The sequence below is a fragment of the Rhizobium sp. Leaf384 genome (genome assembly GCF_001424065.1).
Taxonomy (GTDB): Bacteria; Pseudomonadota; Alphaproteobacteria; order Rhizobiales; family Rhizobiaceae; genus Ferranicluibacter.
In genome coordinates this window covers 32,461-56,637 of record NZ_LMQE01000001.1, presented here as the reverse complement: position 1 = coordinate 56,637, position 24,177 = coordinate 32,461, and the positions used below count along the sequence as shown (strand labels likewise).

20 protein-coding genes are annotated in these 24,177 nt (G+C 63.7%); 6 read left to right on the top strand and 14 right to left on the bottom strand.

All coding sequences use genetic code 11. The features are described 5' to 3' along the window. Window positions 1-24: 24 nt before the first annotated feature. From ASG25_RS00305 to ASG25_RS23300, 3 genes are all read right to left on the bottom strand, one after another. Window positions 25-1,845, bottom strand: coding sequence for a methyl-accepting chemotaxis protein (locus ASG25_RS00305; RefSeq protein WP_062471762.1), 1,821 nt, complete (start codon window positions 1,843-1,845; stop codon window positions 25-27). 195 nt (window positions 1,846-2,040) lie between these two features. After that, a complete protein-coding gene (locus tag ASG25_RS00300; protein ID WP_062468013.1) occupies window positions 2,041-2,367 on the bottom strand; it encodes a hypothetical protein in 327 nt (108 codons plus the stop codon). 31 nt (window positions 2,368-2,398) lie between these two features. After that, window positions 2,399-4,066 (bottom strand): hypothetical protein, encoded by a 1,668-nt coding sequence (locus ASG25_RS23300; protein WP_062468011.1) that lies wholly within the window; start codon window positions 4,064-4,066, stop codon window positions 2,399-2,401. 93 nt (window positions 4,067-4,159) lie between these two features. Here ASG25_RS23300 and ASG25_RS23295 point away from each other — a divergent pair, with 93 nt between their 5' ends. Next, entirely contained in the window at window positions 4,160-5,110 is a 951-nt protein-coding gene (locus tag ASG25_RS23295; protein ID WP_082479782.1) for a lysylphosphatidylglycerol synthase transmembrane domain-containing protein, read from the top strand. On the opposite strand, the gene ASG25_RS00285 is transcribed toward ASG25_RS23295, so the two are convergent. Genes ASG25_RS00285 through ribA form a run of 3 tightly spaced genes read right to left on the bottom strand, consistent with a single transcriptional unit; the run spans window position 5,089 to window position 7,756 of the window. Further along, window positions 5,089-5,835 (bottom strand): FkbM family methyltransferase, encoded by a 747-nt coding sequence (locus ASG25_RS00285; RefSeq protein WP_062468009.1) that lies wholly within the window; start codon window positions 5,833-5,835, stop codon window positions 5,089-5,091. The two genes, ASG25_RS23295 and ASG25_RS00285, sit on opposite strands and share 22 nt — an antisense overlap. Beyond that, a complete protein-coding gene (locus ASG25_RS23290; protein WP_082479781.1) occupies window positions 5,832-6,620 on the bottom strand; it encodes a CDP-alcohol phosphatidyltransferase family protein in 789 nt (262 codons plus the stop codon). The genes ASG25_RS00285 and ASG25_RS23290 overlap by 4 nt, the downstream gene beginning before the upstream one ends. A 29-nt stretch (window positions 6,621-6,649) precedes the next feature. Then, on the bottom strand, window positions 6,650-7,756 hold the full coding sequence (ribA, locus tag ASG25_RS00275; RefSeq protein WP_200942743.1) for a GTP cyclohydrolase II RibA: 1,107 nt from the start codon (window positions 7,754-7,756) through the stop codon (window positions 6,650-6,652). 171 nt (window positions 7,757-7,927) lie between these two features. On the opposite strand from ribA, the gene ASG25_RS00270 reads away from it, so the two are divergent. The 4 genes from ASG25_RS00270 to ASG25_RS00255 are packed head-to-tail and all read left to right on the top strand — an operon-like array spanning window position 7,928 to window position 11,178. Beyond that, the gene (locus ASG25_RS00270) at window positions 7,928-8,932 is read left to right on the top strand and encodes a zinc-binding alcohol dehydrogenase (protein WP_062468007.1); all 1,005 of its coding nucleotides are present in this window, start codon (window positions 7,928-7,930) and stop codon (window positions 8,930-8,932) included. Between the two features lie 13 nt (window positions 8,933-8,945). Continuing rightward, window positions 8,946-9,344, top strand: coding sequence for a 6-carboxytetrahydropterin synthase (locus ASG25_RS00265; protein WP_062468006.1), 399 nt, complete (start codon window positions 8,946-8,948; stop codon window positions 9,342-9,344). Further along, window positions 9,341-10,393, top strand: a complete 1,053-nt coding sequence (locus ASG25_RS00260) for a glycosyltransferase (protein WP_062468004.1) — start codon at window positions 9,341-9,343, stop codon at window positions 10,391-10,393. The genes ASG25_RS00265 and ASG25_RS00260 overlap by 4 nt, the downstream gene beginning before the upstream one ends. Next, entirely contained in the window at window positions 10,390-11,178 is a 789-nt protein-coding gene (locus ASG25_RS00255) for a class I SAM-dependent methyltransferase (protein WP_062468002.1), read from the top strand. Before ASG25_RS00260 ends, ASG25_RS00255 begins: the two co-directional genes overlap by 4 nt. Here ASG25_RS00255 and ASG25_RS00250 read toward each other — a convergent pair. From ASG25_RS00250 to ASG25_RS00220, 7 genes are all read right to left on the bottom strand, one after another. After that, a complete protein-coding gene (locus ASG25_RS00250) occupies window positions 11,158-11,967 on the bottom strand; it encodes a RibD family protein (protein WP_244479285.1) in 810 nt (269 codons plus the stop codon). The genes ASG25_RS00255 and ASG25_RS00250 overlap by 21 nt on opposite strands. Next, window positions 11,967-12,497, bottom strand: coding sequence for a cytochrome b/b6 domain-containing protein (locus tag ASG25_RS00245; RefSeq protein ID WP_244479284.1), 531 nt, complete (start codon window positions 12,495-12,497; stop codon window positions 11,967-11,969). The genes ASG25_RS00250 and ASG25_RS00245 overlap by 1 nt, the downstream gene beginning before the upstream one ends. Before the next feature lie 155 nt (window positions 12,498-12,652). Continuing rightward, a complete protein-coding gene (locus tag ASG25_RS00240) occupies window positions 12,653-13,648 on the bottom strand; it encodes an ABC transporter permease (protein WP_062468000.1) in 996 nt (331 codons plus the stop codon). 11 nt (window positions 13,649-13,659) lie between these two features. Beyond that, a complete protein-coding gene (locus ASG25_RS00235) occupies window positions 13,660-14,610 on the bottom strand; it encodes an ABC transporter permease (RefSeq protein WP_062471747.1) in 951 nt (316 codons plus the stop codon). 55 nt (window positions 14,611-14,665) lie between these two features. After that, complete coding sequence (locus tag ASG25_RS00230) at window positions 14,666-16,159, bottom strand: sugar ABC transporter ATP-binding protein (RefSeq protein WP_062467998.1); 1,494 nt, start codon at window positions 16,157-16,159, stop codon at window positions 14,666-14,668. 135 nt (window positions 16,160-16,294) lie between these two features. Next, entirely contained in the window at window positions 16,295-17,275 is a 981-nt protein-coding gene (locus tag ASG25_RS00225) for an ABC transporter substrate-binding protein (protein WP_062467995.1), read from the bottom strand. Between the two features lie 175 nt (window positions 17,276-17,450). Further along, the gene (locus ASG25_RS00220; protein ID WP_062467993.1) at window positions 17,451-18,287 is read right to left on the bottom strand and encodes a phytanoyl-CoA dioxygenase family protein; all 837 of its coding nucleotides are present in this window, start codon (window positions 18,285-18,287) and stop codon (window positions 17,451-17,453) included. Window positions 18,288-18,385: 98 nt separating this feature from the next. Here ASG25_RS00220 and ASG25_RS00215 point away from each other — a divergent pair, with 98 nt between their 5' ends. Next, window positions 18,386-19,438 carry a LacI family DNA-binding transcriptional regulator gene (locus tag ASG25_RS00215; protein WP_062467991.1) on the top strand — a complete coding sequence of 351 codons (1,053 nt, stop codon included), beginning with the start codon at window positions 18,386-18,388 and terminating at the stop codon, window positions 19,436-19,438. 342 nt (window positions 19,439-19,780) lie between these two features. On the opposite strand, the gene ASG25_RS00205 is transcribed toward ASG25_RS00215, so the two are convergent. Beyond that, window positions 19,781-23,605, bottom strand: coding sequence for a vitamin B12-dependent ribonucleotide reductase (locus ASG25_RS00205; RefSeq protein WP_062467987.1), 3,825 nt, complete (start codon window positions 23,603-23,605; stop codon window positions 19,781-19,783). Window positions 23,606-24,177: the final 572 nt, after the last annotated feature.

Sequence of the window (24,177 nt, the reverse complement as noted above, 5' to 3'; positions counted from 1 at the left end):
GCAAGCCGGCCCGCGGCTGCCATGCTAGGCGGCCCGATGCCGAACCGGTCGCGCCGCTGCGCCGTCGGATCGACCGGGATTGAGCTGGAAGCGGCCAACGATGGCGGACAGCAGGCTGGCATCGGAGGCGAGGCTGCCGCTGATGGCGGTCGTCTCCTCGACCATGGCCGCGTTCTTCTGGGTCATCTGGTCGATCGCGTTGACCGCCGTACTGATCTCGAGCAAGCCGACGGACTGCTCCTTCGATGCCGTCGTGATCGCGTCGACCTTGGCATCGATCTCGGTCACATAACGCGCAATCTCTGCCAGCGCGCGCCCCGCCTGATCCACGAGCTGGACGCCGTTCGAGACATCGCTCGAGGATGTGCGCACCAGCGCATTGATGTCCTTGGCGGCGGCGGAGGAGCGTTGCGCGAGTTCCCGGACCTCCTGCGCCACGACGGCAAAGCCTCGTCCGGCCTCTCCGGCGCGTGCGGCCTCGACCCCGGCATTGAGCGCCAGCAGATTGGTTTGGAAGGCGATCTCGTCGATCACATGGATGATCTGGCCGATCTGCTGCGAGGACGTGTCGATCCGTCGCATGGCGTCGACCGCATCGCGGACCACCTGGCCGGATGATGTCGCGCTGCGATTGGCGGCACCGACGAGGCTGCGCGTTTCCGCGGCACGGTCGGCTGACGACCGGACAGTGGCGGTCACTTCGTCCAGCGCCGCCGATGTCTGTTCGAGCGCAGCGGCTTGCTGCTCCGTGCGCTTGGAAAGCTCGTCCGCGGCCTGATGCATTTCGCGCGCATTGCCCGAAAGTTCGGACGTCTTGTCGAGAACTTGCTCCAATGTCAGCTGGAAGGTGGCGAGAGACTGATTGAAGTCGAGGCGAAGCGGCTCGAAACGGTTTGCGAACGGGTGATCGAGGTGGTTGCGGATATTGCACTCCGCCAGTCGCCCGAGCCCGGCGCCGAGCGTCTCCACGACGTGACGCAATTCTTCGGCCTCCCGTTCGCGGTTGCGCTGCTGATCCAGCCGCTCCGCGTCCGACTGCGAGCGGTCGCGATCCGCCGTCTCGCGCATGCGTTGGCGCTCGCGCGCGCCGGCTTGGAACACTGCGAGCGCGCGGGACATCGCACCGATCTCGTCGGTGCGCGTGGCGAACGGTATTTCAGCCGCATAATTGCCGCCGGAGAGCACGTTCATCGCGCTGCCGATCTCGACGAGCGGTCGGATGGCACGGCGGCGCACGAACCAGAGCCCGGCAAGAAAGATGAGGACCGACGCGCCGCTGCTGAGCGCTCCGATCATCGTATAGGTCGTGCCGGTAAGGTCGGCATCCGCGACCGAGGTCTCGAGCCTCCCGCTTGCCAGCTCGGCAAAGGCCCGAACGTGTGCGTCGTGGCGATAGAAGGCGTCCATGACCGGCTGCAGGTCGGCGGCTTCGCCGTTCGCCTTGGCCTCCTCGAAGGCCGTCGCCACCGCCCAGAAGGCCTCGCCGCTCGCAACGACCTGCTCGGCCAGTCCGTCGGCGAGTTTCGGGTCGAGATGCGCCGTTGCCCAGAAGTCCCTGCGCGTTTTGAACTCGTGCTTCAGCGCCTTCATCTTCTGGAGATTGGAGGCCGCACGTTCCGGATGCGCCATCGTCTCGTTGGCGAGCATATAGGCTTCCAGCGTGTAGAGCGGCGGCGGCAGGATGTCGGCGATCACGTCTTTCCCGTTCGCAATCTCGGCATAGACCGGTCCTCCGACCTTCAGCGTCTGCAGAGCCATGGTCTGCAAGCCGATGGATGCGACGAGGCCGCCGGTTACAACCACGCCAAAGAGTGCGAGCAGGCGCGATATCGTCAAGCTTGGCATGAGACCCTCCAGGTCATGCATGCACGTGCGCGATCCGCCGTTCAGCATGCTGGCGACAAGTGATGGTCTGCGCCGGCTAAGAACTCGTAAATTCGGCCCGGTTTTTATCCTAATTTTGGGGTTGGCTTACAATTGCAAAGGAAGGTTGGCGGGCATGCATTCGACAGACCGTATCAGTTGCGAGAATGTGCCCGATCAAGCATCCGAGGTGAGGTCGGCATGCCACGCAGCATAGGGCGTGTTCCGTACGAGGTGTCGATTGTAGTCCGGTTCACCGTCCGTCCACCAGACCGGGCCGCGTTCGCCCAGAGCCGTCTTTGCCGCATCGACCCGCGCCCGCGCCTGTCGCGTCTGGTCGGGTTCTCCGCGCGCGTCGCGAACGGCGCGTCGCGCCGCCATCAGTTCGGAGACGAGGGTCACACGCTCGCTCTCCGGAATGTCAGGATTGCTCGTTCGCCACAAGCGCCCGCGGACAACGAAATACCGGCCGTCCGGCGTATGGGGATGGGGCTCGGTCAACATCTGCTCCAGTCTCTCTCCGTCCCGCAACGGTTCAAGGCAGAGGCCGGTTCCCGGCCAAAGCAGGCGCGCTCAGCGTGTCGGCCAGCAGATCACGCATCTGGCTCATCGGGATCTCGCCCCCCGTCGCCGATGGCGTAAGGCCATCGCCGAACCCGTGCTGCCTGAACCGGTCGATGATGGCCTGGTCCCGACTGATGACATGGAGCGGGACGGCGCGCGAAGCATTGGCGCCGGTGATGATGTTTGCCGGCTGATGGTCGCCGATGATGAGAAACAGCGCATCGCCACCGTAGCGGCTGACATAGTCGCCCAGCGTTTCCAGCGCGTAATCCACCGTGCGGATGTAGTGGTCCTGGATCTTCGCCGGGTCGGCCCAGACCACGGTCGGCGTCTCATCCGCGGTCGCCTGATCGTTGAAGGCCGATCCATCGCCGACGGCGGTCCAGTCGATCAGATGGGGAACGGGGGTCCAAGGCGCGTGGCTGGAGATCAGTGCGATCTCGGCCATGACGGGCTTTCGGTCCGACCCGTCACGGACAAGGCGATGGAACGCGGACAGCGTGAACTGGTCCGGCATCGTCACCCAGTTGAAGGGTTTTCCGCGGTAGCCGAGGTCTTTTGCGGCAAGAATGCGGTCGTAGCCGTACCAGTCCGCCTCGGGCCAATCCATCGTGATGGCCGGCATCACCGCGACGCTTTGCCAGCCGGCAGCGGAAAACTGCCGGTTGAGGCTGGTTCGATCGCTGGTCATCAGGCGGTCGTAGCGCAGCTGGCTGTCGATCCAGAGGCCCGACAAGAAGGTGCCGTGGGCAAGCCAGCTGAGGCCCGCCACCGTCGGCGAGCCGATCCACCGACTGGCCGTCGAGAAGCCGGCATCACCCAGTTGTCGGGTCATCTCTGCGAGCCGCCGATCGATCCGTGGTGCGTAGCGGGGATCCTCGATCGCGCTTCGGCCATAGGACTCGACGAAGATCAGGACGACATCGCGTCCGGCGACGGCGGCAAAATTCGGGGCTGCTTCCCTCCGGGAATCGGCGCGCCGAAGTTCTGCGTCGAAGCGCCGGGTATCCTCGACCGACCGGGCGATCAGTCCGACGCGATCGGAGAGGTAGCTTGCCGAACTGGACGTAAAGCGCGGCAGTGGCAGATGCTCGACCAAGGCCGGCCGTGCGACCGCAAGGCCTCCAGGCGCCGCAAGCATCAGAAGCGGCAGGCCAAGCATCATGCGCGATCGTCCGGACACCGATGCGGTGACCATCATGCTGCGGCCGAGAAGGCCGAGAATGAGGAGGAAGACGGCGAGAACGGCGAGGCAGACGATCAGCGCGGCAACTCCGCCAAGCGTGCCCGACAGGAGGTTCCAGCCGTCCCGGAGCATCTTACCGTCGAGATAGGGGTTGAACGAACGCTGAAAGGCCGACTGCGTGCCAAGATCGGCAAGCTTCAGGAAGAGGAGGACGCCGAGGACGATGACCGCGAGGACAATGATGGGCGACCTCATCCGCCAGGGCATGACCAGCAGAAAGAGGCCGAGCAGGACCGCGTCCAGCGGAATTTTCAGAAACGCCGAGAGACCGATCGCATCCGGACGATCGGGCAGGTTAAGGATGGTGCCGGCAATGACCACAAACAGCAGGAACCACAGGAAGGCGAACCGGGGTCGTGGGGGAAGCGATGGACGGCCAGTCGGGTAATTCATCGGTCGGATCCAGTTGCGTGTCCGTTGCGTAGAGATTCGGATAGATTGTGTTCTCGGCCGCCAACCCGCTTGCCGTGCGCGAAAGGCCTCTTCTTGCTGCTTTTCAGATTTGCCACCGGGATCCTGTTGATCGGCCTTCTCGCCGCCTTGCTCCTCAACGTGGATATCTCCGCGGTCCTGTCGGCGCTGAACAAGGTATCGCCGGGACATCTGATGGCCGGCCTGATCCTGGTGCAGGTGCAGATTGTCGTCTCGGCGGTCCGATGGCAATTCACGGCTCGGCGATTGTCCTTCTTACTCTCGTTTCTGCATGCCGTCCGTGAATATTACGTGGCAACGGCCGTCAATCAGCTTGCGCCCGGCGGCATCGCCGGCGATGCGTTGCGGGCCTTTCGCCTCCGCCATGGCCAGCCCGGCGGCTTGAAGCGATCGGCGAAAACGGTCGTGTTGGAACGTCTATCCGGCCAGCTGTCGTTCTTCCTGCTCTTTGCCGCGGGCTTGTTCTTCTGGCCGCTCTTGCCCGGCGCGACTGCGATGCCGGGCGGGATGCTGCTGCCGGCGGCGATCGGCCTTGCGGGTATGATGGCGGTTCTGGTCGTGGTCGTCATGCGCTACCGCGGGTTCGGCCGCGAGCTCGGCGCCGTCTTCGTGCGGCACTATGCCTGGGCGGTCCAGGCGAGCCTGAGCATCACCGTGGTGCTCGCCTATGTCGCGCTGTTCATGCTGGCGTCGCATGCCGTCGGTGCGCCATTGCCCCCCGTGTCCGCGCTGACCATCGTGCCGGCCAGTCTTCTCGTCATGCTTGTTCCCACAGGCCTTGGAGGCTGGGGTACGCGCGAGGCCGCCGCCGCGGCGCTCTGGCCTCTTGCCGGTTATGGTGCAGCCGATGGTGTCGCGGCGAGCCTTGTCTACGGAGCTCTCGCGCTTGTCGGCGCGCTGCCCGGCATCGCCATTCTCCTGCTGACGAGAGGCGTGTCGGAAACTCCGGTCTCCGGCAACGTGACGCAGACAGAGACAGCCGATCACGATGAAAGCCGGGCGTAGATATCGCCGGAGCGCGCCGAGGTCGGCAGTTGGAGAAGGATGTCGCGAAGCGCCCGTGCGGTCAGCCATTGCCCGTGGACGAAGTGCTGCTGTTCGCCAAGGACGCGATTGTACCGATAGTCGCCGAGTTCGCAGACGGCGTCGAGGGCCTGCAGGGCAAGGTCCGGCATGGCCGGAAGATACTCGAAGGCGATCCATGGAATGGGGTGCGACAGGCCTCCGATGATCTCGGCTTCGGCACCCTCGACGTCGATCTTGCAAAAGGCGGGACGACCGTATCGGGCGATCAGTCCGTCCAGCGTCACCATAGGAACCCTGATCGTCTGATCCCAGATGACCGCTTCGAAACCATGGGCCGTTTTTGCCTTGGCAACGAAATCCGGGGAAATGCTGGTCACGGTCGGATGACGGCTCGAGATTCGCAGATCGATCTCACCCGCCCGTCGGCCGACGGCGACGCGTTCCAGGCCTTCGAGCCGCGGCAGAAAATGCGTCTGGAGGAAGTCGGCAAAGATCGGTTGGGGCTCGACCGCAACGACCCGCGCGCCTGCCGCCAGAAGCGCCCGGGTGCGACTGCCGACATGCGCCCCGATGTCGAACACGAGATCGCCGGGTTCGATCATCTGGCCGTAGAACCGCTTCAAACGGGAGCGCTGCCACGGCCTGCCGTAGTAGACCACCAGCGAACGGGCGAGTCCAAGCGACGTGGCAAGGGAGCGGCTCACACGGTCTCTCCACGGCGCGCCATCAGGTACCGAACATCGACGAAGAACGAAGAGACCAGCAGGGCGAGGGCGACGGCGCACAATGCGCCCGAGACGGGCTGCGAGACGATGGGCAGCAGGACGCCGCACAAGGTCGCGACCTGAATGACGCACACCAGTTTGCGCCGAAACGACACGGGCAGCGATATCGTCATCCAGGGAAACGGCCATTGCGCGAGCACGAAGGCATAGCGCAGCAGACCGATAAGCAGCACCCAGGGCCCCGCCTTTTCGAGGACGAGGGCGGCGACTGAGAGGACAAGAATCAGAAACGCGTCCAGCTCCATGTCGAACCGCGCTCCGAAGGCCGACTCTTGACGATACCTTCGGGCGAGATAGCCGTCGACGCCATCGAGGAGGAGCGCCAACATCACCGTCGCGGCAGTCGCCCAAATGAGGTTCTCGTTCTGCTGCTCGCCAAACGCACCGGAAGACAGGACGATCGCACACACGAGACTGATCATGCCGGCGCGAAGAGACGTGACGAGATTGGCCCAGCCGAAGCGCGGGTGGCTATGGAAGGGCAGGGCGCGGAGCACCAGGGCACAGATGGCGGCGAGCACGAGGCCGGCGACCACGGGAACATGATGCTCGATCGGCAGTGCGGCGGCAGCAGCGTACCAGCTCATTGCTGAAGCGAAGTAGACGATCGCCAGGACTGTCACGCTATTGGCAAGCAGCCCATCGGCTGTAGCAGCGCCTCTACGCTCCGGTGCTCCATGATCTCCCTCGTCGATCGTCGCCATCGCGTCTCCTCCCGCGCCCATCGCCGCACCTATTCGGCAGCAACGAGCGTCTCGATGTCCAGCATATGCCCGGCACGCAGCGCCTTCGTGCGCAGGTAACGTTCGTTTTCGTTCGTCACCTGTCCCGTTACCTCTGCCCGAGCGTGAACGATGATACCCCCATCCTGCAAGGCCGCAATCTTGGTCGGATTGTTCGTGAAGACGATGACTTCGGAGATGGACAGGAGCCGGAGGATGGCGAGGGCCGCCTCGTAGCGGCGATGGTCGTCGCCAAGCCCGAGTTCGGCATCGGCGTCGATGGTATCGAGGCCGGCGTGTTGGTAGCCATAGGCGCGCATCTTGGCGCCGATTCCGGTGCCGCGCCCTTCCTGGTCGAGATAGACCAGCACGCCGCCGCCGCTCTGCTTCAGGAGATCGAGCCCATTGCGCAGTTGGTCGCCGCAATCGCATTTCAGCGAGCCGCAGAGGTCCCCGGTGATGCAGGACGAGTGTATCCGGACCGGGACCGGCTTGGCCATATCCGGGTTGCCGACGATGATCGCCACCTGATCCTTTTGCGCAAGCCCACCCCGGAAAACGACGAACTCGCAGTCGCCGTAATCTCTTGAGGGAACGCGCGTTCTCGCGACCTGCTGGAACGTCTGCCGGGCGACGGACGATTGCTGGAGCCGCGAGACATGCAGGCTGCAGCAGGCGCTGAAGAGGGGCTTTCTGTCCGTCACATCGGCGATGATCATGGCCGGCAGCAGGAGGGCCGTTCTCGCAAGGTCAGCCGATCGGGAGGCGAGTTCAGGGGCTGCCGTCCAGGTTTCCGGACGTTTCGTCCGAAGCGCGTAGGCGAGCCGGGAAGCGTCATCGAAACCCACGTCGGAGAGAGGGATTGCGATGTCCGTCCGGGACCGAATGCCGAGCCTTCCGGCGCGCGCGCGCGTCAGGAGCAAGCTGTGCGAGGACTCTACGACACGCGCGAACGTGTCGTAGACAGCGGGCGTGACCGCATGGAGCGCCAGCACGGCGAGGCTGCGCCGGTCGTCGTTGAGAAGCACCGGACGGCCGAATCGCAGCTCGGACACCGCGCGTTCGACATCGGCAGCAGGATCTGAAAAGTCTTTGGCAAACGGGCTTGGATACGGCACGACAATCTCCCTGATGAAAGTGCCCGCGCTACGGCCTGCCCGACAAAACGGATTGCGAGGGGCCTGTAAACTAATAGTGATATGTCCTTGTCCGTGCGTTTGCACGGCTGCCCTCTAGATGCGATGTGCCATTCGAAACACCTTTGTCGACCTGCCAGCCTGAAGGAAGCCATGACCAATCCGACGCAGCCGAAGGACGTGCCCGCGAGCCGACCGGCAGCGCGCGCTCTGTGGTTCCCCGAGCGTGGCGCGTGCCACATCCGGGAGGAAGCACTTCCTGACCTCGGGAGCGACGACGTCCTCGTCCGCAGTCTCTATTCGGGTATCAGCCGGGGCACGGAAGCCACCGTGTTCCAGGGTCTGGTGCCGCGATCGGAATACGACCGGATGCGCGCACCCTTCATGGCGGGTGATTTTCCGTTTCCGGTCAAGTACGGTTACTGTTCCGTCGGCGAGGTGATCGAGGGCGGCACAATGCACAGGGGCACCCGCGTCTTCTGCCTTTACCCCCATCAGGACTGCTTCATCGTGCCCCAGACGGCACTCGTCCTTCTGCCGCCGGATCTGTCGCCGGGCCGAGCGGTTCTCGCAGCGAATATGGAAACGGCTCTGAACATCCTCTGGGACGCGGAGGTACGCCCGGGCGACCGTGTTGCCGTCTTCGGCGCAGGTGTCGTCGGCGCTCTGACGGCCTATCTCGCAACCGGCATACCCGGCACGGAAACACAGCTGATCGACACCAATCCCGAACGCGCGGCGCTTGCCGAGAGACTGGGCCTCTCCTTCGCGCCGCCCGACGCGTTGAAAGGCGAATACGATGTCCTGATCAACGCATCCGGGAGGCCGGAAGCGCTGTCGAGCGCGATCGATCATGCCGGGCTGGAAGGGCGCATCGTCGAGGCCAGCTGGTATGGCGAGCGCCAGGCGACGCTGTCGCTGGGCGGGGCGTTTCACTCGCGGCGGCTCTCTATCAAGAGTTCGCAGGTGGGGCATGTCCCGGCGAGCCAGCAGGCACGGTGGCCGCTCGCGCGCCGTCTCGCCAAGGCGCTGGATCTGCTCGGCGACCCGCGCCTCGACGCGCTGATTTCGGGCGAGACGGCCTTTCCTGATCTGCCGGATCACTATCCGCGTATCCTCCAGGCAACCTCCACGCTCTGTCATCGCGTGCGCTACTGACAAGGAATTCTCCATGTATGCCGTCGAAGTCCGCGACCACATCATGATCGCCCACAGCCTGCCGCGTCCTGTCTTCGGTCCTGCCCAAGGCATGCATGGCGCGACCTTCGTGGTCGATGCCGCCTTCTTTACCCGCGATCTCGATGACGACGGGCTGGCGGTCGACATCGGTCTTGCCACCACAACGCTTGCCGACGTCCTGAAGCCGTTGAACTATCAGAATCTCGATGCGCTCGAGATCTTCAAAGGCCGTGTTTCCACCACCGAAGTCGTGGCCAAGCATATTTTCGACAGGCTGGTCGACGCCGTTTCCGAAAAGAAGCTCGGTCCTGGCAGTGGCCGCATTTGCCGGATCCGCGTTCTCCTGCACGAGAGCCATGCTGCCCGTGGATGGTATGAGGCGGACCTTTGAACAACCGGCTCGTCTTTGCCTATCCCGGGGATCTCTCCCTGAAAACGGGCGGCTATGGCTACGACCGGCGGCTTATCCACGGGTTGGAGCATCTGGGTTGGCACGTCGAACCTGTGAGCCTTGGTGAGGGTTTCCCGATGCCGACGACGGATGTCCTGGCCCGGGCCGAAGCGCAGTTCTCAGCGCTGCCGGACGGTGCTTTGGTGATGATCGACGGTCTCGCTTTCGGGGTGATGGACCGGTGGGCGGAACGGGAAGGCGCGCGTTTGCGTATCGTGGCGCTCGTGCATCATCCACTCTCGCTGGAGACCGGGCTCCCTGCCGCTGTCGCCGCCCGCCTACGCGAGAGCGAGCGTGAAGCCCTGCGCTTCGTGCGCCATGTCGTGGTCACGTCGGCCGAAACTGCGCGAACACTCTCCGAAGATTACGGTGTAGCCCCGGCCGAGATCACGGTCGCCGTGCCCGGCACGGATCGACCGCAGCCGGGAAACCATGCCGTACGTGACGCCGGTCCTCCCCACATTATCAGCGTCGGCACCCTCACGCGCCGCAAGGGTCATGATGTGCTGATTGCCGCGCTGGCGAAGCTGAGAGACCTTCCCTGGCGCGCCAGCATCATCGGCAACCAGACCCTTGATCCCGTGACCGCCGCGGCTCTTGCCGACCAGGTGGTGGCGCTCGGTCTGTCCGATCGCGTGACGCTGTGCGGCGAACGCGATGACATCGCCGGCGAACTGCAGACCGGCGACATCTTCGCCCTGGCAAGCCGCTACGAAGGTTACGGCATGGTCTTTGCCGAGGCTTTGGCGCAGGGCTTGCCCATCGTCGCCTGCCGCGCGGGCGCGATATCCGAGGTCGTGCCCCCGCAAGCTGGCGTGCTGGTGACGGTCGATGACATCGATGGATTTGCGGACGCCTTGCGAACGTTCATCACCGACCCTCTTGTCCGGCGCCGGTTCGCCGACGCCGCCGCCATGGCCGGACGCCTGCTGCCGCGTTGGCAAGACACGGCACGCACGGTTTCCGATCGATTGGGAGGCGTGACATGAGCGGTTTCGAGACGGCATGGCTCGCCCTTCGCGAACCGGCCGACAAAGCCGCCCGAGCCGCCAATCTGATGGCTGAGGTCGTCGCGCACTGCGAACGTCTCGAAGCGCCCACCATCATGGACATCGGCTGCGGCACGGGCGCCACCCACCGCGTCCTTTCGGCCCATCTCCCGACAGACGCACGCTGGTACCTCGTCGACAATGATCCGCGACTGCTTGGCGAAGCCGAAAGGCGGATCGGAAGCATCGGTGTCCGCTATATCCAGAAAGACCTCACGGACCTGGAGTCGCTCGACCTGCGCGGCATCGACCTCATGACCGCGTCCGCCTTCTTTGATCTCTGTTCCCAGGCATTCTGTGACGATCTGGTCGAACGCCTGAGCAGGCAGAACATCGCCTTCTATGCCGCCCTCAATTATGATGGCCGCATCCGCTGGAGCGACCCGCATGAACGGGATTGCGACGTCGTCGACGCGTTCAACCGTCACCAGCGCGGGGACAAGGGGTTCGGTGCGGCACTGGGGCCGGAGGCTGCAGCCTGGCTCGAGCGTGCGCTCCTGTCCCGCGGATATCGAATCGCGCGCGCGGACAGCCGCTGGGAACTCGATGGATCGCACGCCGCGCTTCAGGACGCATTCTTGCGCGGCATGATGCTCCCGGTCGCCGAGATCGGTGACATCCGTCCGGATGATCTCGAGGCGTGGCTTGCGTTTCGACTTGGCAAGGTTCGGGATGGCGGAGGCCTTGTCGTCGGCCACACCGATCTATGGGCGCTGCCGCGATGACCACGCCGGGCGTCCTGCGGCGAGGTCGCAGTCGTACAGGATGTCGCGCCCGACGCTGTAGAGGGTAGTCTCGGGTCGACGGGCCTCGGACAGTGTCCGGATCGGCGGGAGACAGATGCCGGACGGGCCCGAACCAATGATGAGCGGTGCAATGGACACATGCAGGCGATCGACAAGATCGCGATCGAGAAAGCGCGAGATCGTGCGCGCGCCGCCTTCGACCAGCACCTTCAGGAGATGGCGTTCCGCAAGGGCGTCCAGCATTTCTTCTGGACAGAGGCCGTCCGACGTCTGGTGCAGGCGGATGACGTCCACGGGATAGTGTCGTCTGGGCGCTTCTTGCGACTGGATGAGAATGACCGGCGCGCCGCCGTCGCAAAACACGCTTTCTTCGCCCGTAAGGTCGGCTCGGCAGTCGACAATGACCCGGACGGGATCAGGGCCTTCCACGTCGCGTACGGACAACCTCGGATGATCGGCCTTGACCGTGCCGACGCCGACGATGACCGCATCGACAAGCGCGCGGCATCGATGCAGATGCGCAATACCCTCGGGCCCGGATATATTGCGCGCATCGCCGGACGGCGTGGCGACCCGACCGTCGAGCGATTGTCCCACTTGCGCCAGAACGAACGCGCCTGTCGCAAACGCGATCGGTCCGTAAAGCGCAGCGCCAGCATCGGCCGCTTCATAGGGCGTTTTCGCGCGCGCAGACGATGCCGCAAGCAGCCTGCGCCAGGTTTCATCTGTGATCGTCAGGCGACGAATGATCGACTCATCACATGTCATCAGAGCATTTTATACAAGGTGTCGTCCCGGCGCAGGACGTGATGAAACAGGACGCCGCCAAGATGCAGAGCGAGGAGGCCAAAGAGGATCCAGGCACTCCATCGGTGAACGGTCGACAGCAGCGGGGCGATCTCGGGCGCTTTGCCGAGCGGGCTCCAGACGGGAAGGATGTCGAACCAGACAAGTGGAAATCCATGGGCATTGGTGGCCAGGAAGCCGCTGACCGGCATCACGATCAACAGGAGATACAGGCCGGCGTGCACCAGGTGCGCCATCCCGGCCATCGAGCCGTTGCCGCTGCGGGGAACGCGCGACGTGAGACGAATGCCGATACGAGCAAGCATCAGCCAGAGGGCCATGAAGCCAAGCGACTCGTGCAGAAGGTAGGCGTCTGGCTTGATATCGTCGCGCACGAATTTGATCACCATCCCGAGAGGCCAGGTGACGAACACCAGCATGGCGACCAGCCAGTGCATGATCCGCATGGCACCGGGATAGCGGATCGTCTGAATCTGATGGTCGTGTGTCACCCGAAAACACCCAGCACAGTCACTTTCGCTCCCAAACTAGACAATCTCTTGCAAAACGCCTCATCACGAGCGCGCGAGATATCCAGCATTCAGGCGTAGGGCAGCTGGCGGGGTGGACGGACGGATGGCCTACGCAGCCTCGCGCGGAGATTAGCTCAGCCCTGCTCCTCGGGTCGAGCGGCAATCTTGGCCTGCAGGACGACCACGACCAGAAGGAAGAGGCCGCGAATGACGGACTGCCAGTAGGCCGACAGCGAGATCCAGCCCAAGCCGTTTTCGAAATTCAGGACATTGAAGACCATGCCGAGCAGGAGAACACCAGCGAGGGTCGCCCCGACCGATCCTGCACCGCCGCTGAGCAACGTGCCGCCAACCACCACGGAGGCGATGGCGAAAAGCTCCCAGCCAACGCCCTCTGTCGGCTGGCCCGCGCCGAACTGGGCGGCGAGCACCGTTCCGGCAAGCCCCGCGAGCAGGCCGGAGACGGCGTAGACGGAGAAGACGGTGCGCCGGACCTTCAGTCCCATCAAGAGCGCCGTGGCTTCCCCGTCGCCGACGGCCAGCACATGGCGGCCGGCCGGCAGCCGCTCGAGAAAGATCCAGCCGAGGATGTAGGCGGCAAGGGCGATCCAGGCAGGGATCGGGAAGCCTAGGATGTCGTCCTGCCCCAGCATGGTGAAGGCCGTGTCGTAGGAAACGGAAACGGACTGGTTGTCGGCCAGAAGCAGCGCCGTACCGTAGGAGGCCAGCATCGCGGCCAGCGTCGCGATGAAGGGCTGTATCCGCATCTGCGTGATCATGATGCCATTGAGCACACCGAAGGCAAGCCCCGCCGCCATGCCCGCGGCCAATCCGGCGGCCCAGCCGTAGGGGGAAGCGAATGCCGAGACGACGCTGGCAAGCGCCGCAACGCCTCCGACCGACAGATCGATCCCGCCGGTGATGATGACGAAGCACATGCCGAGCGCGATCAGCGCAAACATCGCATTGTAGCGCAGGAAGCTCAGGATGTTGAAGGATGAGAGAAAATTGTCGTAGCGCAGGGCGCCGAAAAGGATCAGCGCAAGGAGAGCGACCATGACGCCGAGGCGGGCCAGATCGCCCGAGGTTTTCGGACGGAGAAAGGCGGGGATGAAGCGAGCTGCGGACATCTGGACACTCCTCACGAACGGTCTGCGCGTTGCTGCACGTAGACGGCCACCACGATCAGGCCCGCCTTGACGACGAGCGCTGCAGCATCGGGGACGCCGTTGGCCAACAGCGTGTACCGCACGAGCTGAATGACCAGCGCGCCGAGCAGCGTCCCGAAAATGTTTGCCCGGCCACCCGTCAGCAGCGAGCCGCCGACGGCGACGGCGGCAATGGCATCGAGCTCCATGCCGAGGCCGACGAGGTTGGCGTCGCTTGCGGAATTGCGCGCGACCACAACAAGCCCTGCAAGCCCGGCGAGCGCGCCGGAGATCACATAGACGAGCATCTTGACCCGCCGGACAGGGATGCCGGCCAGGCGCGCCGCCTTCTCGTTGCCACCGACGGCAAGGACATGCCGGCCGAACATCGTCAGCCGGATCAACGCGAAGGCGAGGGCGGCAACCACCAGCATCAGCACCACCTGGGCCGGAACGCCCGCGACATGGCCCATGGCGATGAATTGGAAAGACGGGTTCTTGAAGACCTGCAGGTTGCCGTTGGTGGCGACCTGCGCGATGCCGCGTCCTGCAATGAAGAGCACCAGCGTGGCGACGATCGGCTGGATCGCGTATCGCGTGACCAGCAGGCCGTTGAACCATCCGAAGGCCATCGTGACGAGGATCGGCAGGACGAAGGCGAGACCCACGGCAAGGCTCGGATTGTCGATGGGAAACAGCGTACCGAGAAAGATCATCGGCGCCACAGCCCCGGCGATCGCCATCAGCGAGCCGACAGAGAGGTCGATACCGCCTGTCGCGATGACCAGCGTCATACCTGTGGCGACGATGACGATCGGGGCGACCTGCGTCAGGTTGACGTTGAGCGTCTGCCACGAAACGAAATTTGGCGTCATCACCAGATTGAAGACGATGAGCAGCACCAGGGCAGCAGCGGTGCCGTATCGGCTGGCGAGTGCGAGCATCGACAGCTTCGGGCGCGTCTGCGGCGCTGGCGGGGCGGTGTCCGTGATCGTCATGTCATTCCCCCTGATGCGCCATGGCGGCGAGAAGCGCTTTTTCGGACATGGCGGAGCGTGGCAGGACGGCGACCGACGCGCCGTCGCTGAGGACCGTGATCCGGTCGGCGGCAGCCAGCAGTTCTTCGAGTTCGGACGAAATCATCAGGACGCTGAGGCCCTCGTCGGCCAATTGGCGCAGCAGCTTGAGGATTTCTGACTTCGCTCCAATATCGATGCCGCGCGTCGGTTCGTCGACGATGAGCACCTTCGGATCCGTGCACAGCCAGCGGGCCAGCAGCACTTTCTGCTGATTTCCGCCGGAAAGCTCCTTGATCGGCTGATCGGGTGAGGCGCATTTGATGCGCAGCGCCGTGATGAAACGCTGAACGATCTCATCCTGCCGTGCGCGGTTGATCACGCCGGCCTTGCGCAGCTTCGGCAGCAGCGCCAGCGTCATGTTCTCGCGGATGCTCATGTCCGGGATAATGCCGTCTACCTTCCTGTCCTCGGAGACGAGACCGATGCCGTCTGCAATGGCGTCGGCGGGTTCAGTGTAGGTCCGCGCCTGGCCACCGACCCGCAGCGAACCGCGCTCCAGCCGGTCCATTCCGAAGATGATGCGCGCGGTCTCGCTTCGGCCTGAGCCAAGCAGGCCGGCCAGCCCGGAGATCTCGCCTTCGCGCACGGTCAGATCCACCTGACGCACGCGGGTTCCCGAGCCGGCAGCTTCGAGCTCCAGGCGCACGGGGCGCTCTTCATGACCCTCCGCGCTCTTGCTCAGCGCTTCGAAGGCCGCAAGTTCGCGCCCGAGCATGTGCCGCACCAGCTCCATCTTCGAGATGTCCTGCATGGCGCTGACGGCGACGGTTTGCCCGTCACGCATGATCGTGACGCGGTTGCAGATCGCGTAGAGCTCGTCCAGCCGGTGCCCGATGAAGATGACGGCGACGCCGCGCGCCTGCAGGGTGCGGATCGTGTCGAACAGGATGGAGACTTCACGCTCGTCCAGCGAAGACGTCGGCTCGTCCATGATCAGGAGCTTGGCATTCTGTTCGACGGACCGGGCAATGGCCACCATCTGCCGCGTCGCGGCATTGAAGCTGGCAACGGGCCTGTCGACATCGATGTCGAGATGGAAGGCCTCCAGAACACGCCGCGCACCTTCGCGCATGCGGCGATGGTCGAGCAGGCCGAAGCGGCGGGGCTCGCGCGCGAGATAGATGTTCTCGGCAACCGACCGCTGGGCTGCGAGATTGATTTCCTGGTAGATCGTCGCAATGCCCGCCGCCTGACTGTCGGCCGGCGAGGTGAAGGTCACGTCGCGACCATTGAAGGCGATCCGGCCCGTCTCGACCTTGTAGGCTCCGGTAAGGATCTTGATCAGTGTCGATTTGCCGGCGCCGTTCTGACCGACCAACGCCATGATCTCACCGTCGGCGACATCGAGCGTGGCCGACCGCAGGGCCGCGACTCCGGCGAACGACTTGGAGATGTCCTGCATGGAAAGCAGCATCGAAGGTCCTCTTGCACAGGAAAACATGTCGCCGGCGGGATACCCACCGGCGACAGCCATGATCGGCAGGTGCCCGGTCGACCTCACAGGGTCGGCCAGACATTGCCTTGCCTGCCTTGCCTTGCACGCCTTGCCTCAGTAGGCGTTGGCGAGTTCGGCCTTGGCGTTCGAGCTGTCGTAGAACTTGTCGTCGTTGATGACGCGGGGTTCGATCTTTTCGCCCTTGGCATAGCGCGCCATGGTTTCGAACGCCTTGGGTCCGAAGCGCGGATTGCACTCGACGACGGCCGCGATCTTGCCTTCGGCCACCAGTCCGACGGCTTCCTTGCCGCCATCGATCGACAGCACGAGGATGTCCTTGCCGGGCACCTTGCCGGCGGCCTCGATGGCGGAGATCGCACCGATGGCCATCTCATCATTGTGTGCATAGATGATATCGGCATCCGGATGCGCCTGCAGCAGGGCTTCGGCCACCTGACGACCCTTGTCGCGGGCAAAATCGCCGGACTGGGATGCCACGATCTCGAAGCCGCCGGCGGCTTTGATCGCTTCGTCGAAGCCCTTCTTGCGATCGTTGGCGGGCGAGGAACCGGTCGTGCCTTCCAGCTCGATGATCTTCGTCTTTCCGCCGGCATTCTTCGCGAGCCATTCGGCCACGCGCTGGCCTTCCTGGACGAAGTCGGAGCCGATGAAGGTGAGGTAGTCCTGGCCGGCCTTGGCAAGCTTCGGATCCACGCTGCGGTCGAGCAGGATAACCGGGATGCCGGCCTTCTTGGCCGCCATGACGGCGGGGATCAGCGGCTTTTCCTCACGCGGAGCGAGGAAGATGACATCGACGCCCTGCGCGATCATCGAGTTGACATCGGCGACCTGCTTGGCGGCCGAACCCGCGGCATCGGTATAGACCAGCTGATAGCCGAGCCTTGCGGCTTCCGCCTTCATGCTCTCGGTCTGGGCGATCCGCCAAGGATTGTTGGATTCGGTCTGCGCGAAGCCGACCTTGTAGGTGTCCTTCTGCTTCAGGGCCGGTACCTGCGCTGTTGCCATTCCGGCAAAGGTCAGGGCGCCGATCGTGGTTGCGACCGTCAAGAATGTGCGACGTGAGAATGCGGACATCTCAGTTTTCTCCTCCCGATTTATTCCGACCTCCTCAGATCGGATGCAAGCTTCAACCGCTTGCGGGCTCACTGTGTTGCTAATGATATTAACAGTCAACCTGAAAAATATTAGTCCCGGCAGGCCGGGCGACACGACGACAGCCGCATGCCCGAAGGCTGTCGTCGCTCTGCGGTCAGGTCGGGTCTGCGCCCATGACGAGACCTTCGATGTCGTGCTTCTGGGTGATCGGCACGAGTTCGTCCACGACCCGGCAAACGAGGTGCTTGCGGGCGATCTCGGGCAGGGCGTCATACCAGTCCTTGGTGACCATCATGTCGTGCAGCTCGGCGTGGCCGGCACCGGGCGCATCGACGCCCAGAACCATCACCGGGCGGGCGATCGGCGACAGATGCTCCGTGCCGCGATGCACCGTCAGGGCCGACCGGCAGGAAATGTCCCCGCGCTTGGGGAATTTGCGGGTGGCACGTTCCTGGAAGCGACCCCACAGCGCCTTGTCGGGGAACATCTCGTGCTTCCACTCCCGACCATCGTCATACTGCGTCCCCGGCGCCACCTCGAAGGGGCCCATGTCCTCGGTCACGTCGACGCCGGTGAGGTTGAAGGCGAGCGACGTGATCTTCCGGTCCTGGTAGGTATCGACCGGCGACGGGAAGTCCCGGTGCCAAGGCTGATACTTTGCACCCTGGAAGGGCACATCGAGCCCGATTTCCACGATCTGATAGTCTGGCCCAAGCAGGTTGGTGCAGACGTCCACGAGCCAGGGGTGGGTGACGAGATCGACGAAACCACCGAAGTTCTGTGGGTGGATCTCGACATACCAGCGCCGGGGGCCGCGACCGACGGCGCCGCCCGGGCGCTGGATCGCCGACCAGAAGGCCGTCATCATGTCTTCACGCATGGCATCGGCCCACTCCGGCGTGAAGGCGCCCTTCAGGCCGATGATGCCGTCCTCGGCCAGCGTCTTCAGCTGGGCGGCGATGTCATAGTCAAATTGTGCATGTGCATTCATGGCGTGTCCTCCTCGACATCCGGAATCTAGCGCAACTAATAATTATTAGTCAATGGATAATCCTGTCGGGCTCGGTTAGGAAGGATGAGACATGTCGAATGGACGAGAGCGTGAGCAGCCGAAAGCCTTCCAAGCGGATAACGATGATGGACGTGGCCAAAGCCGCCGGCTGCTCGCAGGCGACGGTATCCGTGGTGCTGAACAACATCATGGACATCAAGATCTCCGCGGATCTCCGGGCGCGCGTGGTCGAAGCGGCGCGGTCGCTCGGCTACGGCCTTGCCAGCCCAATCCGTCGTGCAGCGCTCGAGGAGCTGCGGGACGGCTGCATCGGCTTCATCGTCGATCAGCTGACCACGACGCCCGAGGCCGTCAACGCGATCGAGGGCGCGCGGCAGGAATCCTGGAACGCCGATGTGACGATTCTCGTCGCACAGACGCAGGGACGGGCGGAATACGAACGCCGTGCGGTTGACCGTCTCCTGCGGGCCGGTGCGCAGGGCATCATCTACATGTCCGTCTTTACCCGGCGCGTCGCGCTCGATTCGGCTTTCAATGAACTCCCGGTGCCGCTTGTCCTGCTCAATTGCCATACGGGCGATCCCCGCTTTCCTTCGGTCGTGCCGGACGAGGTCAATGGCGGCAAGCTTGCGACGTCGACGCTGATCGAGAAGGGGCATCGGCGGATCGGTATCATCACCGGCGAAACCTTCATGGAGGCTTCGCAGGATCGCCTGATCGGATATCGCAAAGCGCTGGGGAAAGCCGGCATCGACTATGACGACCAGCTGGTGGGCGAGGGCAACTGGACCCCGACCGCCGGTTATGAGGCGACGCAGAGGCTTCTGTCGCTCGCGGACCGGCCGACCGCGATCTTCTGCCAGAACGACAAGATGGCGATGGGATGCTTCACCGCGATTCGCGAACGCGGCCTCTCGGTTCCCGGGGATATCTCCGTAATCGGCTACGACGACGACGAAATCGCCCGCCATCTTCGCCCGCAACTCACCACCATCGATCTCCCGCACCGCGCCATGGGCGCCTGGGCCGTGCGCCACCTCGGACGCCAGTCAGGCGATGTCCTGCCCAACACGCACAAGATGGTCTGCGGCCTGATCGAGCGCTCGTCCGTCGGACCATTTGTCGCCTGACGAGCAAGGCTCCGCTAGGGGCGGGGCTCGTCGCAAGCGCGGATCATGGAATATGACGGGGTGGCTGACGAACGGCGCGCTGCGTGCAGGGCTTGCGCGAGCAATCAAATGGGGTTCGTCGAAATCTTATGACGACCGGACTGCGACTGTCACATGTGGTTCTGCACGTATCGGAGAGGATGATGCAAAGGTTTCGGTCGACCGAGTCGAGCATGGTCTTGCATGTCGAGCCCGCAAGCCGAGCCATGTTCTCGGATGCGCCGAGGACGGCGCATCGCCTGCTGCGCGTCACATACGAATGTGAGAGAGCGTGAACATCACAGTTCACGCTCTCCCGTCTTCTCAGCTGCAGCCGCTTGTTGCGCCGCAGGTGTCGCACTTCTCGCAGGTGCCGTTCCGCACCATCGTGAAGTTCTGGCATTCCGAGCACATGTTGCCGGTATAGCCCTGGGCGATTGAGCGGATGCGGCGTTCGGCTTCCAGTTTCTTGGCGTCCGATTTCGCGGCGGCGGCTTCCGCGGCGGCCTTGTCGGAGAAGAGCGCGGTGACATCGCGGGGCGACTCCGCGATCTCCGGGGCAACCACCTCGATCGCCTCGACGGCCCGCTCTTCGTAGTCGCGCTTGAAGGCGACGACTTCGGAGGTCGAGATCGAAGTCGCCGGTTCCAGCTTGCGGGCGGCCGAGCCGGCAAACGGGGTTACCGTGCCGCCGGCGGCCGCGGCGCGGGCCGGGGCGGCTGTTGCCGATCCCTTGGGCTCGCCGGATGCGCGATCGATCCCGGATCCGGTGGTCGTGCCCGATACGAGGGTCGGCTTGTGACCGCGGGTCCAGCCGGTGGACAGCAGGTTGGTCTTGCCTTCCTGGATGCCCTTGCCGAGTGCCGTATTGCCGAAGTCGGACGTGTCGACATGGGCAAGATCGTGCCGGCCGAGGTAGGAAACGGCAAGCTCGCGGAACACGTAGTCGAGGATCGACGTGGCATTCTTGATCGCGTCGTTGCCCTGTACCATGCCGGCGGGCTCGAACTTCGTAAACGTGAAGGCCTCGACATATTCTTCGAGCGGCACGCCGTACTGCAGGCCGAGCGAGATGGCGATGGCGAAATTGTTCATCATTGCGCGGAAGGCGGCGCCTTCCTTGTGCATGTCGATGAAGATCTCGCCGATCCGGCCGTCGCCGAATTCACCGGTCCGGAGATAGACCTTGTGCCCACCGACGATCGCCTTCTGGGTGTAGCCCTGGCGGCGGTTCGGCAGCTTTTCGCGCTCGCGGGTGATCCGCTCGATCACACGTTCGACGATCTTTTCCGTGACGGCGACCGCCTGGGCGGCAGCCGGCTGCTGGATCAGCGTCTCCAGCGCATCCTCGTCTTCCTCGTCCTCGATGAGTGAGGCGTTCAGCGGCTGCGAGAGCTTGGAGCCGTCGCGGTAGAGGGCGTTCGCCTTCAGCGCGAGCTTCCAGGACAGCATGTAGGCGTTCTTGCAGTCCTCGACGGTCGCCTCGTTCGGCATGTTGATCGTCTTGGAGATCGCGCCGGAGATGAAGGGCTGGGCTGCCGCCATCATGCGGATGTGGCTTTCCACCGAGAGATAGCGCTTGCCGATCTTGCCGCAGGGGTTGGCGCAGTCGAACACCGGCAGATGCTCGGCCTTCAGGAACGGTGCGCCTTCGAGCGTCATCGCACCGCAGACGTGCACGTTGGCCGCTTCGATCTCCTTGCGGGAGAAGCCGATATGCTCAAGCAGGTTGAAGCTCATGTCCGCAAGCTGTTCGTCGCTGACCTTCAGCGTTTCCTTCAGGAAGTCGACGCCGAGCGTCCACTGGTTGAAGACGAACTTGATGTCGAAGGCTGCCTTCGTCGCGCCGTTGATGGCCTCGACCTTGTCGTCCGTGAAGCCCTTGGCCCGCAGCGAGCCCGGGTTGACGGCCGGCGCCTGGTTGATGTTCCCGTGGCCGACCGCATAGGCCTCGATCTCGGCGATCTGGCTTTCCGAATAGCCGAGCGTCCGCAAGGCTTCGGGAACGGCGCGGTTGATGATCTTGAAGTACCCGCCACCGGCAAGCTTCTTGAACTTCACGAGAGCAAAGTCAGGCTCGATGCCGGTCGTGTCGCAATCCATGACGAGACCGATCGTACCCGTCGGCGCGATGACCGAAACCTGTGCGTTGCGATAGCCGTGCTGCTCGCCGAGCGACAGGGCCTTTTCCCAGGCCGCGACGGCATGCGTCACGAGTGTCTGGTCAGGGCATTCCGAATGGACCAGCGGGACGGGCGCGACGGACAGGCCTTCATAACCGAGCGCTTCGCCACGGGCGGCACGGGCATGGTTGCGGATGACGCGCAGCATGTTGTCACGGTTCGGCTTGAAGCCGGGGAACGGGCCGAGCTTGGCCGCGATCTCGGCCGAGGTCGCATAGGACACGCCGGTCATGACCGCGGTCAGGGCGCCGGCGATCGCGCGGCCTTCCTTGCTGTCATAGGGAATGCCGGACGACATCAGGAGGCCGCCGATATTGGCGTAGCCGAGACCCAGCGTGCGGTATTCGTAGGAGCGCTCGGCAATTTCCCGCGACGGGAACTGGGCCATCATCACCGAGATTTCGAGCACGATCGTCCAGAGGCGGACCGCATGCTCATAATCCGCGATATCGATGTTCTTGGTTGTCTGGTCCTTGAACTGCAGCAGGTTCAACGAAGCCAGGTTGCAGGCGGTATCATCCAGGAACATGTATTCCGAGCACGGATTGGACGCGCGGATGGAGCCGGCGGCCGGGCAGGTGTGCCAGTCGTTCATGGTCGTGTTGAAGTGCAGGCCCGGATCGGCGGAAGCCCAGGCAGCGTAGGAAATGCTTTCCCACAGATCGCGCGCCTTCAACGTCTTCATGACGCGTCCGTCCTTGCGGGCGGTCAGGTTCCAGTCGCCATCGGCTTCGACGGCACGCAGGAAATCGTCGCGCAGCGAAACCGAGTTGTTGGAATTCTGGCCGGAAACCGTGAGATAGGCCTCCGAATCCCAGTCCGTGTCATAGGTCTTGAAGTCGATGTCCTTGTAGCCCTGGCGCGCAAACTGGATGACGCGCTGGATGTAGTTCTCCGGCACCTGATCCTTCTTGGCGGCCTTGATTTCGCGCTTCAGGGCCGGGTTCTCGTTCGGGTCATAGCAGGCGCCGTCGGGCCCCTCGCAGTTCACGCAGGCCTTCATGATGGCCTTGAGATGCTGGGCGACGATTTTCGAGCCGGTCACGAGGGCCGCGACCTTCTGCTCTTCCTTGACCTTCCAGTTGATGTAATCCTCGATATCGGGATGGTCGATGTCGACGACCACCATCTTGGCAGCGCGGCGCGTCGTGCCGCCCGACTTGATGGCGCCGGCGGCGCGGTCGCCGATCTTCAGGAAGCTCATCAGGCCGGAGGACTTGCCGCCGCCCGAAAGCTTTTCGCCTTCGCCGCGCAGGTAGGAGAAGTTGGAGCCGGTGCCGGAGCCGTACTTGAAGAGGCGCGCCTCGCGCACCCACAGGTCCATGATCCCGCCTTCGTTGACGAGATCGTCACCGACCGACTGGATGAAGCAGGCATGCGGCTGCGGATGCTCGTAGGACGACTTGGACTTCACGAGCTTGCCCGTGAAGGGGTCGACGTAGAAATGGCCCTGTCCGGGACCGTCGATGCCATAGGCCCAGTGCAGGCCCGTGTTGAACCACTGCGGCGAGTTCGGGGCGACGCGCTGGGTTGCCAGCATGTAGGCGAGCTCGTCGCGGAAGGCGAGGGCGTCTTGCTCGGAGGCGAAGTAGTTGCCCTTCCAGCCCCAGTAGGTCCAGGTGCCGGCGAGACGATCGAAGACCTGGCGGGCGTCGGTTTCGGAGCCGAAATGCTCGTCCTTGGGGAGGTCCTTCATCGCGGCTTCATCCGCGACGGAGCGCCAGAGCCACGAGGGAACGGAATTTTCCTCGACCTTTTTCAGGCGCGCGGGGACGCCAGCCTTGCGAAAGTACTTCTGGGCCAGAATATCGGCTGCGACCTGACTGAACTGGGCGGGCACGTCGATATCGGCAAGCCGGAAAACGATCGACCCATCGGGGTTCTTGATTTCGCTCACAGCCTTGCGGAACGCGATGTCTGCATAGGCCGACTGGCCGGCCTTGGTAAAGCGACGTTCGATCTGCATCTGTCCCAATCCTTGTTCTGTCCGAAGCATGCGCTTTTCAGGCACGCTGATATCCTTCCGGAAAGCGACATCGCCGGCCGGTGGTCCGTTTCTGCGGCTACACACTCGTATCCGATATGTAGTGTTAATTAAATGGTCTATCTACTAGATGTAGAGAGAATTATCGATCTGCTGGTGGGTTCCCCCGGCGTGCAACGTTTTCTACAGATCATTTTCGACACGCGTTCCCGCCTCAAGGGCAGGATCTCCAGCAGAATGAGGATGTTGGCGCAGATCGGGGAAAGCCACCGTCCGAGCCGTGGTCTGGCGTCATGCCAGTCTCGATTATGATTAACCGCGAGTCCGATGGCGTCGTCAAGGGCTTGCGGCTCGCCGTCCACCGGCGTCTATATCTTGTGGAAATTTTCTTTTTGAACGGGAATCAAGGAAATCAGTCACTTGTCGCTGGCGCAAACCGAAGAGGCGGTTGGTTCCACGATTTCTTGTGGACAAAAACTTACGCCGATCCGCAGGTTGTCCGCGTGAAAAGGAATGCTTGGTCCCTGAACGGCACAGGGCGCGGGATGGTGTCC

Excerpts from the sequence above, each read along its gene's own strand:
- ASG25_RS23290 (WP_082479781.1), bottom strand. The coding sequence starts at position 6,620 with ATGGCGACGATCGACGAGGGAGATCATGGAGCACCGGAGCGTAGAGGC.
- ASG25_RS00265 (WP_062468006.1), top strand. The coding sequence starts at position 8,946 with ATGTATGCCGTCGAAGTCCGCGACCACATCATGATCGCCCACAGCCTG.
- ASG25_RS00205 (WP_062467987.1), bottom strand. The coding sequence starts at position 23,605 with ATGCAGATCGAACGTCGCTTTACCAAGGCCGGCCAGTCGGCCTATGCA.
- ASG25_RS00215 (WP_062467991.1), top strand. The coding sequence starts at position 18,386 with ATGGACGAGAGCGTGAGCAGCCGAAAGCCTTCCAAGCGGATAACGATG.
- ASG25_RS00305 (WP_062471762.1), bottom strand. The coding sequence starts at position 1,845 with ATGCCAAGCTTGACGATATCGCGCCTGCTCGCACTCTTTGGCGTGGTT.
- ASG25_RS00230 (WP_062467998.1), bottom strand. The coding sequence starts at position 16,159 with ATGCTGCTTTCCATGCAGGACATCTCCAAGTCGTTCGCCGGAGTCGCG.
- ASG25_RS00235 (WP_062471747.1), bottom strand. The coding sequence starts at position 14,610 with ATGCTCGCACTCGCCAGCCGATACGGCACCGCTGCTGCCCTGGTGCTG.
- ASG25_RS00225 (WP_062467995.1), bottom strand. The coding sequence starts at position 17,275 with ATGTCCGCATTCTCACGTCGCACATTCTTGACGGTCGCAACCACGATC.
- ASG25_RS00255 (WP_062468002.1), top strand. The coding sequence starts at position 10,390 with ATGAGCGGTTTCGAGACGGCATGGCTCGCCCTTCGCGAACCGGCCGAC.
- ASG25_RS00300 (WP_062468013.1), bottom strand. The coding sequence starts at position 2,367 with ATGTTGACCGAGCCCCATCCCCATACGCCGGACGGCCGGTATTTCGTT.
- ASG25_RS23300 (WP_062468011.1), bottom strand. The coding sequence starts at position 4,066 with ATGAATTACCCGACTGGCCGTCCATCGCTTCCCCCACGACCCCGGTTC.
- ASG25_RS00270 (WP_062468007.1), top strand. The coding sequence starts at position 7,928 with ATGACCAATCCGACGCAGCCGAAGGACGTGCCCGCGAGCCGACCGGCA.
- ASG25_RS00250 (WP_244479285.1), bottom strand. The coding sequence starts at position 11,967 with ATGACATGTGATGAGTCGATCATTCGTCGCCTGACGATCACAGATGAA.
- ASG25_RS00240 (WP_062468000.1), bottom strand. The coding sequence starts at position 13,648 with ATGTCCGCAGCTCGCTTCATCCCCGCCTTTCTCCGTCCGAAAACCTCG.
- ASG25_RS00220 (WP_062467993.1), bottom strand. The coding sequence starts at position 18,287 with ATGAATGCACATGCACAATTTGACTATGACATCGCCGCCCAGCTGAAG.